The sequence below is a fragment of the Caulobacter sp. SLTY genome (genome assembly GCF_009905535.1).
Classification (GTDB): domain Bacteria; phylum Pseudomonadota; class Alphaproteobacteria; order Caulobacterales; family Caulobacteraceae; genus Caulobacter.
Genome location: NZ_JAAALA010000009.1, coordinates 98,787 through 114,625, shown reverse-complemented (window position 1 = coordinate 114,625; position 15,839 = coordinate 98,787). Strand labels below are relative to the sequence as shown.

Annotated in this window: 16 protein-coding genes; 3 read left to right on the top strand and 13 right to left on the bottom strand. The window is 68.8% G+C overall.

Annotated features, from left to right (window positions below; genetic code table 11):
- Nucleotides 1-88 precede the first annotated feature (88 nt).
- Complete coding sequence (locus GVN21_RS07435; RefSeq protein WP_166574087.1) at nucleotides 89-1,354, top strand: cytochrome P450; 1,266 nt, start codon at nucleotides 89-91, stop codon at nucleotides 1,352-1,354.
- 9 nt (nucleotides 1,355-1,363) lie between these two features.
- On the opposite strand, the gene GVN21_RS07430 is transcribed toward GVN21_RS07435, so the two are convergent.
- From GVN21_RS07430 to GVN21_RS07400, 7 genes are all read right to left on the bottom strand, one after another.
- Complete coding sequence (locus GVN21_RS07430) at nucleotides 1,364-1,951, bottom strand: TetR/AcrR family transcriptional regulator (RefSeq protein ID WP_166574086.1); 588 nt, start codon at nucleotides 1,949-1,951, stop codon at nucleotides 1,364-1,366.
- A gap of 30 nt (nucleotides 1,952-1,981) precedes the next feature.
- Complete coding sequence (locus GVN21_RS07425) at nucleotides 1,982-3,082, bottom strand: trypsin-like peptidase domain-containing protein (RefSeq protein WP_166574085.1); 1,101 nt, start codon at nucleotides 3,080-3,082, stop codon at nucleotides 1,982-1,984.
- Nucleotides 3,083-3,178: 96 nt separating this feature from the next.
- Complete coding sequence (locus tag GVN21_RS07420) at nucleotides 3,179-4,657, bottom strand: sulfatase-like hydrolase/transferase (RefSeq protein ID WP_166574084.1); 1,479 nt, start codon at nucleotides 4,655-4,657, stop codon at nucleotides 3,179-3,181.
- A 16-nt stretch (nucleotides 4,658-4,673) separates the two neighbouring features.
- On the bottom strand, nucleotides 4,674-5,714 hold the full coding sequence (locus tag GVN21_RS07415) for a hypothetical protein (protein WP_166574083.1): 1,041 nt from the start codon (nucleotides 5,712-5,714) through the stop codon (nucleotides 4,674-4,676).
- Nucleotides 5,715-5,718: 4 nt separating this feature from the next.
- Nucleotides 5,719-8,178, bottom strand: coding sequence for a TonB-dependent receptor (locus GVN21_RS07410; RefSeq protein WP_166574082.1), 2,460 nt, complete (start codon nucleotides 8,176-8,178; stop codon nucleotides 5,719-5,721).
- A gap of 86 nt (nucleotides 8,179-8,264) precedes the next feature.
- Nucleotides 8,265-8,948, bottom strand: a complete 684-nt coding sequence (locus GVN21_RS07405; RefSeq protein WP_166574081.1) for a GntR family transcriptional regulator — start codon at nucleotides 8,946-8,948, stop codon at nucleotides 8,265-8,267.
- Between the two features lie 70 nt (nucleotides 8,949-9,018).
- A complete protein-coding gene (locus tag GVN21_RS07400) occupies nucleotides 9,019-9,585 on the bottom strand; it encodes a carboxymuconolactone decarboxylase family protein (protein ID WP_166574080.1) in 567 nt (188 codons plus the stop codon).
- 73 nt (nucleotides 9,586-9,658) lie between these two features.
- Between GVN21_RS07400 and GVN21_RS07395 the strand changes: the two genes are divergently transcribed.
- Together GVN21_RS07395 and GVN21_RS07390 are read left to right on the top strand one after the other, a co-directional pair.
- Nucleotides 9,659-9,997, top strand: a complete 339-nt coding sequence (locus tag GVN21_RS07395; protein ID WP_166574079.1) for a metalloregulator ArsR/SmtB family transcription factor — start codon at nucleotides 9,659-9,661, stop codon at nucleotides 9,995-9,997.
- Nucleotides 9,994-10,437 (top strand): SRPBCC family protein, encoded by a 444-nt coding sequence (locus tag GVN21_RS07390; protein ID WP_166574078.1) that lies wholly within the window; start codon nucleotides 9,994-9,996, stop codon nucleotides 10,435-10,437. The genes GVN21_RS07395 and GVN21_RS07390 overlap by 4 nt, the downstream gene beginning before the upstream one ends.
- Here the strand turns inward: GVN21_RS07390 and GVN21_RS07385 are convergent, their stop codons facing one another.
- The 6 genes from GVN21_RS07385 to GVN21_RS07360 all read right to left on the bottom strand — a co-directional run bounded on the left by GVN21_RS07385 (nucleotide 10,438) and on the right by GVN21_RS07360 (nucleotide 15,838).
- Nucleotides 10,438-11,463 carry a response regulator gene (locus tag GVN21_RS07385; protein ID WP_166574077.1) on the bottom strand — a complete coding sequence of 342 codons (1,026 nt, stop codon included), beginning with the start codon at nucleotides 11,461-11,463 and terminating at the stop codon, nucleotides 10,438-10,440. It lies immediately after the preceding gene.
- Complete coding sequence (locus GVN21_RS07380) at nucleotides 11,460-11,903, bottom strand: response regulator (RefSeq protein WP_240902795.1); 444 nt, start codon at nucleotides 11,901-11,903, stop codon at nucleotides 11,460-11,462. Before GVN21_RS07380 ends, GVN21_RS07385 begins: the two co-directional genes overlap by 4 nt.
- Before the next feature lie 11 nt (nucleotides 11,904-11,914).
- A complete protein-coding gene (locus tag GVN21_RS07375; RefSeq protein WP_166574076.1) occupies nucleotides 11,915-13,384 on the bottom strand; it encodes a sensor histidine kinase in 1,470 nt (489 codons plus the stop codon).
- An 81-nt stretch (nucleotides 13,385-13,465) separates the two neighbouring features.
- Nucleotides 13,466-14,686, bottom strand: a complete 1,221-nt coding sequence (locus GVN21_RS07370; RefSeq protein WP_166574075.1) for a M20 family metallopeptidase — start codon at nucleotides 14,684-14,686, stop codon at nucleotides 13,466-13,468.
- Nucleotides 14,687-14,748: 62 nt separating this feature from the next.
- Complete coding sequence (locus tag GVN21_RS07365) at nucleotides 14,749-15,294, bottom strand: hypothetical protein (RefSeq protein WP_166574074.1); 546 nt, start codon at nucleotides 15,292-15,294, stop codon at nucleotides 14,749-14,751.
- A 4-nt stretch (nucleotides 15,295-15,298) separates the two neighbouring features.
- Nucleotides 15,299-15,838 carry an acyloxyacyl hydrolase gene (locus tag GVN21_RS07360; protein ID WP_166574073.1) on the bottom strand — a complete coding sequence of 180 codons (540 nt, stop codon included), beginning with the start codon at nucleotides 15,836-15,838 and terminating at the stop codon, nucleotides 15,299-15,301.
- Nucleotide 15,839 lies beyond the last annotated feature (1 nt).

Here is a 15,839-nt window from a genome sequence, read left to right as displayed (position 1 = left end):
CGGCGGTCGGCCGCAAGGGCAGTGAGGCCCTTGTGAAACGTTGTTCGAACCCCTCAGGTGACGGAAAACCATTGGACGGGAGCGCGCCATGAGCGACGGATCGATCGACCTCGGCAGGACCCGGGACCCTGTCTACGACCTGCCGCTGGAGAGCCTGGACCCGGCCCAGCCGGCCCTGTTCCAGGCCGACACCATCTTCCCGATCTTCGAGCGGCTGCGGGCCGAGGACCCGGTGCATTTCACGGCCGAGAGCGAGCACGGCCCCTACTGGTCGATCACCCGCTACGACGACATCATGGCGGTGGACACCAACCACCAGGCCTTCAGCTCCGACTTCCTGAAGGGCGGGATCACCATCGCCGGGGGCTCATCCAACTTCGAGCCGCTGCCGATGTTCATCGCCATGGACCCGCCGCGCCATGACGTGCAGCGCAAGGCGGTCAGCCCCGCGGTCTCGCCCGCCAACCTGCAGCTGATGGCCCCGCAGATCCGCGAGCGGTCCGCCGCGATCCTCGATGGCCTGCCCATCGGCGAGGAGTTCGACTGGGTCGACCTGGTGTCCAAGGAACTGACGGCCATGACCCTGGCCACCCTGTTCGATGCTCCCCAGGAGGACCGCCGCAAGCTGACCTACTGGTCGGACGTGGTCACCGCCATCCCGGTGCCGGGCGGGCTGGTCGAGACGCTCGAGGAGAAGCTGGAGATCTTCGCCGAGTACCAGGCCTATTTCGCGGGCCTCTGGAACCAGAAGGTCAACGCCCCCCCGGCGCCGGACATGATCTCCATGCTGGCCCACCACCCGGCGACCCGGGACATGGCGCCGCGCGAATTCTTCGGCAACGTCGTGCTGCTGACCGTGGGCGGCAACGACACCACCCGCAACACCATCTCCGGCTCGATCCTGGCGCTGAACCAGAACCCCGACCAGTACGCCAAGCTGCGGGCGGACCCCTCGTTGATCCCGTCGATGGTTTCCGAGACCATCCGCTGGCAGACGCCGCTGGCCCACATGCGCCGCACCTGCGTGGTCGACACCGAGGTCGGCGGCAAGCTGATCCGCGAGGGCGAGAAAGTGGTCATGTGGTACGTCTCGGGCAACCGCGACGACCGCGTCATCGCCCAGCCCAACGCCTACATCATCGACCGCGAACGGCCCCGCCAGCACATCTCCTTCGGCTTCGGCATCCACCGTTGCGTCGGCAACCGGCTGGCCGAACTGCAGCTGACCATCATCTGGGAAGAGATCCTCAAGCGCTTCCCGGAGGTGCGGGTGGTCGGCGAGCCCAAGCGCACCTACTCCACCTTCGTGCGCGGCTACGAGACCCTGCCGGTGGTGATCCCTGCTCGGAACTAGAGCAGGAAATCAGTCCGGCCTATCGATGAGCCAGCCCGCCCCAGCGGCCAGCTGGGCCATGATTTCCGGCGGGCGCTGGCCGGCCGGATAGGAGGCCATGATCGCCGCCATCCCACGGCCCAGGGCCCAAAGGGCGTGGGCGGCGTTCTCGCGGCGGTGGGCGGGGATGCGGTCGTCGGCCAGCACCGCCGCCTTGTAGGCCTCGAACATCCGGTACTCGGCCTCGCGCAGCTCCGAATGCCGCGACAGCAGCCGCTCGCCCAGCATCAGGGAGAACAGCTCCGGCCGCGTCTCCACGAAATGGAAGAAGGCCCGCGCCCCGCCCCGCATCGGCGAGGCGAATTCCGGCCGCGCCTGGTAGTCGAGGATGTCGCGCCGCAGGTCCTCGAGCCCCATCAGCGCCAGGCTGACCAGCAGCGCCTCCTTGTTCTCGAAGTAGTGGTAGATCGAGGCCAGCCCGATCCCCGCCGTCTCGGCGATGGCCCGCAGGTTCAGCGCCTCCGCCCCCTGCTCGGCCAGGATGGCGGCGGCCGCGTCGAGGGCCCGGCCGCGAATGCCGGCGGCGTCAGGCGAGGCGGGGCGGGGCTTGTTGGTCACCGGATCATCTAGACCCCGGGCGGGCCGCCGTCAGCCGTGCTTCTTGCGGGCCTTGGGGGTGACCTTGACGGTCAGCCGCTTGCCGGCGCGGATCAGGTCGAAGGTGATCGACCGGTCGATGCTGCCGGGTCCCAGGACGCGGAGCAGGTCATCAAGGCCGGTCAGCGGCTTGCCGTCCGCGGCGATGATCAGGTCGCCCTCGGCCAGGCCGGCCTTGGCGGCTGGGCCATGGGGTTCGACGGCGGCCAGCCAGACGGCGTAGGCCTGGGAAACGCCGGTGGCGCGGGCCATGGCCGGGGGCACAGGGGTCTGTTGGGCCACGACGCCGATGGAGCCCCGACGGACATGGCCGTGCGCCAGCAGTTCGGCCATTACAAAGCTGGCGGTGTTGGCGGCCACGGCGAAGCAGAGACCTTGGGCGCCCGAGATCACGGCGGTCGCAATGCCGACCACCTCGCCGGCGCTGTTGACCAGGGGGCCGCCGCTGTTGCCGTAGTTGAGCGCGGCGTCGGTTTGGATCAGGTCCTCGATCAGCCGGCCGCGCTCACCGCGCAGAGAACGGCCCAGCGCGGAGACCACGCCGGTGGTGACCGTGGCCTCGAAACCCAGCGGGGCGCCAATCGCGATGACCAGCTGGCCCCGGCGCAGCTGTTTGGAATCGCCCAGCCGGGCATGGGGCAGGCGCACCGCCTGCTCGACCTTCAACAGGGCGATGTCGGTGTCCGGATCGTCGCCGACGCAGCGGGCGGTCAGCGCCCGGCCCTCCGCGGTAATGATGGCGAAGCGGTTGAAGCCTTGGACCACATGGCTGTTGGTCAGGATCAAGCCGTCCTGGGTGACCACGAAGCCCGAGCCCTCGCCGGCGAAGCTGCGGTCAGAGGTCAGGGGTTGCACCCGGACCACGGCTGGACCGACATGCTCGACGGCGCGAACCACGGCGTTGGAATACGCGTCCAGCAGGTCGGCCTCAGCGGTCGACATGTGGTTGCTCATCGTCGGCCCGGCTTCGAAGGCGGACTCGACGCCGGAGTCGAAGACGAAGTCGGCTTCCGGCGGGAAGGCGAAGGCCGGCAGCCGCCGCGCCGGGCGACGCGCCCGGTGGAACGACTCGTACTTGCGGCCCTTCATCATCGCCCACACCCCCATGGTTAATCAGGAGTGAACCATTGGAGCGGCGCGGCGCCAAGGGGCGCTCGCCTCACAGAAGAGCCAAATTGGCCGGATCGCTTAGTTGTAGAGCTGGACCTTGTAGCCCTCGACCTCGGTGCGGAACTGGCGGCGGCTGGTCCACATCGGCGGGGCGTTGTTCGCGTCCCAGGCGCGGTAGCTGGCCATCAGCCGTTTCACCACCTCAGGATGGCGGGCGGACAGGTCGACTTTTTCACCGGGATCGGCGGCCAGATCATAGAGAAGCACCCATTGGCCCAGCGGTGAGATCACCGCCCCTACCCCGTCCGGGGTGGGCGAGCCGTAGACGCCGGCAGGATCGTCGAGGTCGTCGGTCTTGTTGACCACCACCAACTTCCAACGGCCCTCGCGGACGGCATAGTTGGGGCCCGTTCGCCAGAACAGGCCGCGCTCGGGCGCCTTGCCCCGCGCCTTGAGCAGGCCGATCAGGTCCAGACCCTCAGCCTTCGCGGGCGGCGCCGCCCCGGCGGCGCGGGCGGCGGTGACCATCAGGTCGAGGCTGGAGACGGGGGTGGCGATCACCTGGCCCGGCGCGACCCGGCCGGGCGCCGACAGGATGAAGGGCACCCGGATGCCGCCCTCCCAGTACATGCCCTTGAAACCGGCCAGCGGCTTGTTAGTGCAGGCCCCGCGCACATAGTGGGCGCAGCCGTTGTCGCTGAGGAAGACCACGATGGTGTCGCGCTCCAACCCCCGCGCCTTGAGCGCCGCCATCAGCCGGCCGATGTTGTCGTCGAGCCCGGAGACCATGGCGGCATAGGCCCGCTTGTGGGGGTCCTTGATGTCCGGGAAGCGGGCGGCGTACTGGGCCGTCGCCTGCAGCGGCGTGTGCGGCGCGGTGTGGGCCAGATAAAGGAAGAAGGGGCGGTCCTTGTTGGCCTCGACGAAATCGATGGCCTCGTCAGTGAAGGCGTCGGTCAGGTAGCGGGTCTCGGTCACCGGCTCGCGGCCGCGCACCACCGGCATGCGGGAGCGGACGGTCAGCTGATCCCCGTCGATGGCGGCGTGGATGTCGCCCGGCTTCTGCTCCAGCCAGAAGTCGCCGGCCCCGCCGAGGATGCCGAAATAGCTGTCGAAGCCCCGGTCGAGCGGGTGGAAGCCTGGGCCTGAGCCGATGTGCCACTTGCCGACCATGCCGGTGGCGTAGCCGGCTTGCTTCATCACCTGGGGCATCAGGGTCTCGCCCCGCGACAGGCCGCTGGTCGCGTCGCGCCCTACCGGGTTGAACTCGAAGCCGAACCGGGTCTGGGGACGGCCGGTCAGCAGGGCGGCGCGCGAGGGCGCGCAGACCGCAGCGCTGACATAGCCCTCGGTGAACCGCGCGCCCGAGGCGGCCAGGGCGGTGATGTGCGGCGTCGGGATCCACCCGCCGTAGGTCGACAGATCGCCATAACCCAGATCGTCGACCAGGATGACTATGACGTTAGGCTGCCGCTTGGGCTGCGCGACCTCGGTTTCCGCATGGCCGGCGCAGGCGGTGAGGATGAGGGCGGCCGCCAGGGCCATCAGGGCGCGCATACTCCGGTCCTCCTGCTTACTGCGGCAGAGGCGTCGGCGCTCCGCAGCGCTGCGCCTTCACATAGCCGTCCGCCTGGGCCGCGACCCGGGTGGGGATGTCGCAAAGCTGCGCCGAAGCGGCCGCGTCGTCCAGCAGCCAGGCGCGCCAGAAGACGATGCTTTCGGCCTTGATGACCGCGGTGTGGGCCGCATCGGTCGGCTTGTTCAGCCCGCCGCCGCCCAGCCGGCCGCCGAACACCCCATGGTCGCCTTCGTGCAGCACGATCAGGAATTGGTCGGCGCCGGTGATGGTCTGGAAGGGGATGGTCCGTTCCCAGGGGGTCTTTTCAAGATCGAGGGGCGTGGAGTCCTTGGTGCCGGTAAAGTGCAGGATCGGGGTCTTCACCTTGGCGAAGGCAGGCCCCGCCTCGCCCTGGCGCGGCTTGTTGGGACTGTAGACGATGGCCGCCCGGATGCGCGGATCCCTGTACTGCTGATCGACGACCGGCAGCGACTGGCCGACCGCGATCAGGGTCGAGAGGGCGCCGAAGGAATGACCGGCCATGCCGATCCGCGCTAAGTTGAAGCGGCCCTTGTACGGGCCCTCGGCATTCAGGGCGGTGATCTGGTCGAGGGCGAAGGGCAGGTCACCGAACCGGCCCTCGGCGGCGCCGGGCGGCAGCTGTAGCCGGCCCTGGCGGCTGGCGCCGATGGTTTCCGGGTTCAGAATGCTGCTGTCCGACCCCGGATGCTGGATGGCGAAGACGGCGATGCCTTCGCGGGCCAGCGCCTCGTTAATGTAGGTCGAGCCCTCGCGGCTGCCGCCCAGGCCATGGGAATGGACCACCACCGGAAACGGTCCCGCGCCGCTGGGCAGGTAGAGCTTGTAGGGGATGGTGCGGCCGCGCTTGGCGTCGACCCACTCGCCCTTGACGATGGTGACCTCATGCGGAGTCGCGACCGCCGCCATTGCGGTAACGGAGGGAGGAGCGGCGGCCGCGCAACCCCCGACCGCGCTCAATGCCAGCGCGCCGGCGGCGGCGAAAGCGACCCAGGTGCGGGGGCTGTAGGTGGCCATTGGTCTAGAACTCCACGCCAAGTTCGACCCCGATGACCCGGGGCTCATTGTAGTACTCGTTGGTGTTGAGGATGTTGGTGATGTAGCGCTCGTCGGTCAGGTTCCGGCCGAACACCGACAGCCGCACGGTGCCGTTGCTGACCCCGATCCGCCCGTCCAGAAGCTTGTAGCCCTCATAGGAAGCGGTGTTCAGCGGGGTCTCATAGCCGCCGTCCGCCATCTGGAAGCTGGTCGAGACCAGGCCGTTCCAATTGCCGACGATGGGGAAGCGGTAGGCCAGGTTGAAGACCATCTGGTAGTCCCGCATGCGGGGCACCTCGTTGCCTTCCAGGTCGTTCAGCTCCGGCACGCCATCGCCGTTGCTGTCGAACAGAACCTCGGCGCCCTCGTCGAACTCGCCCTGCTGCCCGCTGACCGCCAGGAAGGCGTCCAGGGTTCCGGGACCGATGCGGAAGCGTTTGCGGGCCTCCACTTCCCAACCCACGATGGTGGCGTCGCCGGCGTTGTCGAGCACGAAGCCGCGGGCCAGGGCGGAGGGCGCGGTGGTCACCTGCACCTCGTTGGTCCAGCTGTAGTAGACCGCGCCGGCCAGGCTGATCCCGAACAGGCGGCCCTTCCAGCCGGCTTCATAGCTGTAGATGTACTCCGGATCGTACTGCAGCTGGTCGAGCAGCACGTCCCGCACATTGGTTGGGCCGAGGTTGGTGTTGAAGCCGCCAGGCCGGTAGGCGGTGGCGAACCGCAGGTAGCCGGTGCTGTTCTCGCCGAACTTCTGGGTCAGGGTGACGGCGGGGGTCACGAAGGTCCATTCGGCGTCCGTGCTGATATCGACGGCCGACAGGGCGGCGGAACAGCCGGTCTGCGTCGGCGCACAGAACTGCACGGGCGAGGCGGGCAGTGGGCCGCCGGCGCCGTCGGGGTCGACGGTGATCGGGGCCATCATCCCGGCCGGCACGGCGCCAGCCCCGAAATAGACCAGCGGGTCCTCCGACCAGCGCTGCATCCGGTAGTCCTTGCTGTCGGTCTGGACCCGGGCCTCCAGCCCCAGGCGGGTGCTGTCGGTGAAGGCGAACTCCAGCGAGCCGAACAGGGAGGGCGATTCCAGGCCTTCCTCGAACAGGTCGTGGTTGAGGCCAAGCCGGGCAGCGTTGCGCACCTGGGCCGGAACGCCGGTCAGCGCCCCGGCGGCGCCGACATAGCAGCCCGCCGTCGCCGGCTGGGCCGTGCCCGTGTAGGCGGGGCAGAGGTTGGGATCGAGGTCGACGGTCGCTTCTGACGACAGATATTCGACGCCGACGAGCCAGCTGAGCCGACCCTCGCCCTTGGACGCCAGGAAGGCCTGAACCCCGGTGCGGCTGAAATCCTCGGCCTGTACCAGGGTGTAGTCGGGGCCGCGGGTGTCCGCGCCCGGGGTGACGTCGATGCTGCTCTGGCCGGCGAAGTGGTCGTTGTCCTCGCCACCGCGCATGCCGTCGCGCTGCTTGTAGCTGGCGCGCATGTTCAGGTCGGCGAAGCCCAGGTCCCAGACCGCGGTCAGGAAGTAGGAATTGTCGTCGATCTCGGCGCCGCCTTCGCGGTTCATATCGGCCCGCAGGTCCGGCGAGGGATCCATCACCGTGCCGTCGGCCCGCAGCGGCCGGCGGCCGAGGTTGCCGAAGGCTGGCGCCTCGCTGCGCGAGCCTTCGAACATGAAGTCGATGGTCAGGGTGTCACTCGGCGTCCAGCGCAAGGCAGCCCGCAGGGCCTGGAAGCGGCTGTAGTCGAGATAGTTGCCGGTGGTCAGGTTGCGGACCTCGCCCCCCGCCTGATCGACCGCGATGCCGCCGATGCGCAGGGCCGCCACCCCGTCGATGAGCGGGATGTTGGCCACCCCCTCGAACGCGACGTGGTCGGGGTCCTGCAGGCGCAGGGTGGCGTTGGCCTCGAAGGCGTCCACCGGAGTCTGTGTGACCACGTTCACCGCCCCGCCCACCGAGTTGCGCCCGAACAGGGCGCCCTGCGGCCCGCGCATGACCTCCACCCGCGCCGCGTCGAAGAAGTCCAGCCGGCTGAGCGAGCGACCGCCGAAGCCGCCACCGGCGACGAACATCCCGTCGCGGAACAGGCCGGTCGCGGTTTCCGAGAAGCCCAGGCGGCCGCCGCCCTGGCCGCGGATGGAGATGTCGTTGAGGTATTCCGGACCCGAGGCGATCAGGCTCGCGCTGGGCGCCTGGCGCAGGTAGTCGTCGAGGTTTTCCAGCGACAGCGCCTCGCGGTCGCCGGCGGTAATGGCGCTGACGGCGGCGGGCACGTCCTGCAGCGCTTCGTCGCGACGGCGGGTGGTGACGATCACCTCGCCCACGTCCGTGGCAGCGGCCGGCGGGGCCGGCACGTCCTGCGCAATGGCGGCCGGCGCTGAGGCCAAGGCAGCCAGGACGACGCCGAGACCGGCGGCGGCGAACAGGGTTTGACGATGATGCGGCATGGATCCTCCCTCTTGTTGATCGGGAGATTTCTCTCATTCAAATAAATTGTCAAACAATACTTTTTTGATAGGCTTTATCGTATTTCTTACGACCTGCGAGCGCCAACGGCGCCGTCCTCGAGCGAGCGGCGGGTGATCATCACGATCATCCTGGCGGCGGACTCGGCGATCTCGGCCTCGTGCGCCTCGATGGCGGAGACCAGAACCCGGTGCGCCGACAGGGATTGCTCGTAGCTGTGGTCCGACCCGGGGACGAGCAGGCTCTGCTGCCAGAGGGCCAGGTTCCCCACCTGGACCAGCATGCGATAGGCCAGCCGGCTGCCCGAATGGCGGCCGATAAGCTGGCCCAGGGCGAACGACGCTTCGAAATGCTCCTTGGGGTCGCTCCGCCCCTGAACCGCCCGGCCGGCGGCATCCAACAGCTCCCAAAGGCGGGGAATGTGCTCGGCGGGAAAGCGATCAGCCGCCCAGTAGGCGCATTTGGCATAGGTTTCGGCCAACAGGCTGAAGATATCGAGCAGCTCTCCGCGCGAGATCTGGGCCACCTGGGCCCCGCGCCAGGGCTGGATCTCAACGAAGCCGGCGTAAGCGACATTGCGCAGGGCCTCGCGCACCGAGGCGCGCGACACCTTCAGCCGGGCGGAGACCTCCTGCTCCCGGATCCAGGAGCCGGGAGGGTAATCCCCAGCGATGATTTCGCGGATGAGCAACTGCGAAAGCCGGGCGTCCAGCGGCAGCGACCCGCGGGCGGGAATCTCGGCTTCGGCCATTACAGTCTCCGGTTCACGGCATCACGGTACAGTATTGTCAGACAATCAACCAGGGCGTTTGCGGCCGTCGTCACCCCCTCAGGTCCGGGTCCAGGGTCTGGCCCGGGTCGAGCTGGACGCCGAAGCTGTTCAGCATCATGCAGACCTGGGTGTACTGGCCGGCGGTGAACACCAGATCCATGCACTGCTTGTCGCTGAAATGCGCCTTCAGCGCCGCCCAGGTCGCATCGCTGATGAAGTGATCGTGGTGCAGCTCATCGGAGGCGCGGATCAGGGCGGCGTCGGCGTCGCTCCAGCCCGCGTCGGCGCCCTGCTTGATCCGCTCGACCTCGGCCTCGGTGAGGCCGGCGCGGATGCCGATCGGCACGTGCTGGGTCCATTCGTAGCCGGCCTTGCACAGCCAGCCGATGCGCAGCACCACGATCTCCCGTTCCCGCGCCGGCAGGTCATTCTTCCTCGACAGCACATACTCCCCCCAACCGAGGAAGCCTTTCAGCGCCGCCGGCGACCGCGCCAGGGTGCGGAAGATGTTCAGCACCGGCCGACCGGTGGCGACCATCGGCCCCAGCACCGCCTTCTGGTCCTCGGTGAACTCGGCGTCGGCGACGGGGGCGATGCGGGGGGCGGCAAGGCGCATGGGGTTTCCTCTCTCTTTGACGGCCACGATAGCGGCCCCTTGGCAAGGGCGCGACGGCTTGATAGTGAAGCATATGCTTCAGCATTCAGACCCACTCGACCGCGCCTTCCACGCCCTGGCCGATCCCGGCCGGCGCTGGATGGTCGATCGGCTGACCCGAGGCCCTGCCTCGGTCAGTGAACTGGCGCAGCCGCTCGACATGTCGATGTCGGCGGTGGTGCAGCACCTCAAGGTGCTGGAGGCCAGCGGCCTGGTGCGGTCGACCAAGACCGGCCGGATCCGCACCTGCCAGGTGCAGCCGGACGCCTTGCGCGCCGCCGAAGGCTGGCTGAACACGCGCCGCCTGGAATGGGAGCGGCGCCTTGACCGGCTGGGCGACTACCTGGCCACCACTAACGGAGACGAACAATGAGCCCGATGCACGACACGCTGGTGCTGGAGCGCAGCTATCCCGCCAGCCCCGCGCGGGTGTTCGCCGCCTGGGCCGATCCGGACGCGCGGCTACGCTGGGCCGTACCCAAGGGCGAGGCCCTGGTCTTCGACGCAACCGACTTCCGGGTGGGTGGGCGCGATCTGAGCCGCTGCGGCTCGCCTGGCGACCTGCGGTACCGGATCGAGACCCTGTACGAGGCGATCGTCCCCGGCCGGCGGTTGGTGTTCTCCGAGCGTTGCAGCGAGGGCGAGACCCTGCTGAGCGTCTACCTGATCACCGTCGAGATCGAGCCCGACGGAGCCGGATCGAAGCTGACCCTGACCAACCAGATCGTCGCTCTCGACGGCGGCGGAATGATCGCCGGCAGCAAGGCCGGCTGGAGCGCCGCCCTCGACAACCTGGGCGAGGCGCTCATCTGATCAGGCGGGGATCCGCATCACCGCCCGCGTGCCGGGGCCGGGCTCGTAGGACAGCCGGGTCTTCAGGTTGGCGGCCATGGCCGAGATGATCCGGCTGCCCAGGCCCGTGCCGGTGGCCGGGCCGGCGGGATCAAAGCCGGGGCCGTCGTCCTCGACCGTCAGCACCAGGCCCTGATCGTCCCGCTGCAGCCGGATGCGAACCTCACCGGCGGCGTCGGCCGGGTAGGCGTATTTGCAGGCGTTGGAGACCAGCTCGTTCACGATCACGCCCAGCGACACCGCCCGGTCCGTCTCCAGCCGCGCGGGGGTGACCGACAGGGTCAGGGTGCGGCAGGCGGTCGGGGTCGACCAGGCGCCGGTCAGCTCGATGACCAGGGCCCCGAGGTAGTCCTCCAGATCCACCGCCTCGACATCGCTGGCGGTGTAGAGGCGGCGGTGGACCTGGCCGATGGCGGCGATGCGCTGCTGGGTGTCGGCCAGGGCGGCCTTGGCGGCGGGGTCGGCCAGGGCGCCGGCCTGCATGTGGACGAAGGCGGAGACTAGCTGCAGGCTGTTGGCCACCCGGTGGTTGACCTCGCGCAGCAGCACCGCCAGCCGCTCGTTGCTGGCCTGCAAGGCGGCCTCCGCCTCGTCGCGGGCCTGGCGCAGCTGGCCGGTTTCAAGGGCCGAGCGGAAGGCGCTGTGCAGCAGGTCGAAGAAGTCGTCGCCGACCGTCTTGACCACATAGTCGGCAGCCCCGGCCTTCAGCGCCGCCACGGCGATGCGACTCTCCTCCGACCCTGTGACATAGACCACCGGCGCCTTCACTCCGGCCGCGTTGAGCCGCTCCAACGTCCCCAGCCCGTCGAGGCCCGGCATGTAGTGGTCGATAGCGATCAGGTCGAAGGGTTCGGCGGTGGCCAGGGCGACGCCCTCCTCGCCGCCGGCGGCGGTGGTCACGACATAGCCGCGCCGCTCCAAAGCGCGGCGGGTGAGGAGCCGCAGGCCCTCATCGTCATCGATGTAGAGGACGCGAGGTCCGGTCACGCGGTGGGTTCGTCCCCGGGGACCTGGATCACGGACAGGAACAGGCCGAGCTGGCGGATCGCCTGGGCGAAGCTTTCGTAGTTCACCGGCTTGGTGATGTAGACGTTGCAGCCCAGATCGTAGCAGCGCTGGATTTCGACCTTGTCGTCGGTGGTGGTCAGCACCACCACCGGCGTGCGCTTCAGCGCTCCGTCTCCGCCCTTGATGCGGGCCAGGATGTCGGTGCCGCTCATGTCCGGCAGGTTGAGGTCGAGCAGCACCAGGGCCGGGCCGTTGTGGTTTGGGCCTTCGGGCGCGTTTTCCAGGTAATCGACCGCGCTGGTGCCTTCCAGGAAGTGGCGGATCGGGTTGCTGATCCCGGCGCGGCGGATGTTCTTCTCGATCAGACGGGCGTGACCCTCGTCATCCTCGATCATCACGATGGTGACATGCTGGCTCAAGGTGTCTCTCTTCAGGTCGTCGTGACGGCAGGTAGGGAAAGCCGGAAGGTGGCGCCCTGGTCAAGCGCGGAATCGCAGGAAATGATTCCACCCAGGCGATAGGCAAGGGCACGAACGTGCGCCAGGCCGATGCCTTCGCCCGGTTGATCCTGGGTTCCGGCACGGCGGAACAGGTCGAAGACCCGCTCGTGATCCTTGGGATCAATGCCCCGGCCGTTGTCCTCGACCTCGTAGACGACCCGCGTTCCCTCCGCCCGACCGCGGACGAAGATGCGGCCGACCCGGCCGGGCTTGAGGTATTTGACGGCATTCTCGATCAGGTTGGACAGGATCTGCTCGACGGCCACCCGGTCGCTGACCAGGTCCGGCATGGCCTGGATGGTGATGGTCGCCCCAAGCTCGTCGGTGCGATGCTTCAGGCTGGCGGCGATGCCCTCGACCAGGGCGGTCATGTCGAGCGGCTCTGCGGTCAGCACCCGGCGGCCCTCCCGCGACAGCCGCAGGATGGCGTTGATCAGCCGGTCCATCTTCTGGGTCGAGGCGCGGATGAAGCCGGTGGCCTCGGGCAGTTCAATACGCACCGCCGAGCGGGCGTCGTCGCTGAGCAGGTCCGGATTGGCCTGTTCGACCCGATCGACCAGCTCGCCCAGCGGGACGTTGGCCGCCTCCAGCTCGGCGGTGAAACCCATGATGTTGACCAGCGGCGAGCGCAGGTCGTGGCTGACGATGTAGGCGAACCGCTGGATCTCGTCGTTGGCCCGGCGCAGGTCGACGGTGCGCTCCTCGACCAGGCCCTCGAGGTTGGCGTTCAGCCGGGTCAGGGAGCGGCGGCTGGCGGTCAGGTCGCGGGTGTACTGGAAGATGACGAAGGTCGAGCCGCCGGCCACGCCCAGCACCAGCAGGCCGCAGACGATCATCACCCACAACAGGGTCTGCTGGCCGGCGGTCTGCTGCGCCGTCCGCACCTCCAGCAGCTTCTGCTCCTCAGCCCGGGCCTCGACCAGGATGTCGCGCAGGGCGATGATATTCTCGATGCTGCCGTCGTTGCGGAAGCGGTTGACCGCCTGGGGAATGGCCCCGGCGCTCACCAGCCGTTCGGACTCCTGGACGAAGGCCAGCTGGCGCTCATAGAGGGTCCGGATCTGCGCGACCCGCCCCTGCTGCGCGGGGTTGTCAATGGTCAGCCGTTCCACCTGCGCCAGCGCCTCGGGCAGCTCGCGCATCGAACTTTGGAGGAAGGCCAGGTAGCGCTGGTCGCGCCGCAGGATGTAGCCGCGCCGGGCCGTCTCCGAGCGTTCCAGCTGGATGCGGAAGTCGGCCAGCGCCTGCTGCACCTGGTAAGTATGATCGACCCAGCGATTGAATTCCTGGTTTCGCTGGATGGTGGCGAACAGCACGAAGCCGGCCAGCAGCACCGCCACGAACCCGACCGTCACCGCGCTCAGCACGAGCCGGTTGAAGAGACGGTCAGTGATCTGCATGTGGAAGTCGCCCCGGACGGTGGACCCGTCCCATAGCCGGTGCGGCGGGATGTCGCTAGCCGGTAGCCGACACAGCCGTCCTCAGCCTTCGAGCCCGCCGGTCAGAACCGCCTCGGCGAAGGCGCAATGCATGGCGATGCCGCGCGCCATCACCTGCTCATCCAGGGTCATGCGGTTGGAATGAAGGGCGCAGCAGGCGCGGTAGTCGCCGCCGACGCCGACCGGGGCGGCGCCGAGGAAGGCCATGGCGCCAGGGGCCTTCTGCAGGACGTAGGAGAAGTCCTCGGCCCCCATCATCGGGTTCTCCATCGTGTGCCAGGCGCTATCGCCATAGAGGGCCTTGGCGGTCTGCTCGGCCAGACGCACGGCGGCGGCGTTGTTGACCGTGACCGGGAAGCCTTCCTCGATCTCAACCTCGGCGCGGCAGCCGTGCGCGGCGGCGATGTTTTCGGCCACCGTCCTCACCCCGGCGCGGACGAGTTCGCGCGAACGCTCCGACAGGGTGCGGAAGGTGCCGCGCATGATCGCGTGCTCGGGAATGATGTTGTAGGTGGTGCCGGCGTCGATATGGGCGATGGTCAGCACGGCCGGGTCGAACACCGACACCCGGCGGGTGACGAAGGCCTGCAGGGCGGTGACGATCTCGCAGGCGACCGGGATGGGGTCCACCGCGTCCTGCGGCATGGAGGCGTGGCCTCCGGCCCCGACAATCCGGATGCGGATGCTGTCGGACGAAGCCAGCAGCGGGCCGGGCCGGCTGGCGAAGGTTCCGGTCGGCATGTTGGGCGAGACGTGCAGGGCGAAGGCGGCGTCGGGCAGCGGGTCGATCAGCCCGTCATTGAGCATGAAGCGGGCCCCGTGGTGGCCCTCCTCTCCCGGCTGGAACATGAACATCACCGTGCCGGGCAGTTGGTCGCGACGGGCGCACAGGGCGCGGGCGGCGCCGGCCAGCATGGCCACATGGGTGTCATGGCCGCAGGCGTGCATCGCGCCTTGGGTGCGGCTGGAGAACTCCAGGCCGGTGTCCTCGGTCAGCGGCAGGGCGTCCATGTCGCCGCGCAGCAGGACCGTTCGGCCGTTGGCGCTGCCCTTCAGGATGGCCAGGACGCCGGTGGTCGAGGGCCCCTGGCGGATCTCCAGAGGCAGCCCTTCGAGGGCCTTGAGCACCTTCTCGGTGGTCTTGGGCAGGTGCAGGCCCAGCTCCGGCTCCATATGGATGGCCCGGCGCAGCTCGATGGCGTCATGCAACTCGGCGTCGCCGGCGGCGGTCCAGGCGTCACGGTCGATGGCGAGGGCGTTCATGCGGGGCTCCGAAGGTTCGAAACGCACCGTAGGCCGACGGACGGAGCCTTGTCACGCGCCGCTCAGGGCTGGTTCAGCCCTTCCCGCTCCAAGGCGTTGTTCATGGTCTCGAGACAGCCGCGGGCATGGGTCTTCGCGTGCTCGGAGAGGCCACGCTTTCTGATCGCAGTCAGACCCTCGCCTAGCTTGTCGAGCGGCGCCTTGGCGGCCAGCACCGCCAGCGCCTCCTTGTCCGTCGGCGCGCCGGCGTCCTGGGCGCGGACCGCCTCGTAGAACTCGGTCAGGGCCAGGATCTCAGGGTCGGTCATGCCGGCGGCGACTTCCAGGGCGTCAAGGCGGGTCTGATAGACGGAGCCTTCGGCGACGCAGAGCTCTGCCGTCCGGACGATGGGGACGACCTTCGCCTCCTGACCCGGATTGGCCGCCTTGACGGCATTGAGCAGTTCGGGCCGCCGAGGACGATTGCGCTCGGCGAGCCGTTCGGCGTCCTCGGTCGCCGCCCGGCCCCACCGTTGCAGCAGGGCCTGCCGGTCCTTGTCCGTCGGCGGAGCCTGCGCCAGGGCCGGGGTCGCCGCCAGCAGGGCGACCGCGAACCAGACCGCTTTCATCGCCCTAGAACTTCTTGATCAGCCGGACCGAGATGACGTCCAGGCCCGGGTTCTGGTCGCCCGCCAGGCCCGCGTGGCTCATGTGGAAATAGGCGATCTCGCCGGACCAGTTTTCGTTGAAGTTGACCCCCGCCGCCGCCTCGGAGGCGATCAGGACGGGTGAGCCGAAATAGATGCGGTCGGGATTGGCCACCGGCGGGTCGCCGTCCTCGCCGTCGTGCACGGCCAGGCCGACGCTGAGCTGGGCGTAGACCTTCTTGTCGCCCCAGAACCGGCGCTGGATGCCGCCAGCCGCGAAGTTGGTCCCCTCGTCGCTGTTGACCGAGCCGATGGCCCACAGGCGCCAGATACCGAGACCGCGATCGACCTCCAGCGGATCGGAACGCCAGTGGAGCTCGAGGTTCTGGCCGCCTTCGAAGCAGCACTGTTCCTTCCACAGGTCGACGTCGTGGGCGCCGACGCCGACGCCGACCTCGCCCGCCTGGGCAGCGCCCGCGAACCCGAGACCCAGGGCCATAGCCGCCCCGACAAACACCGCACGCATG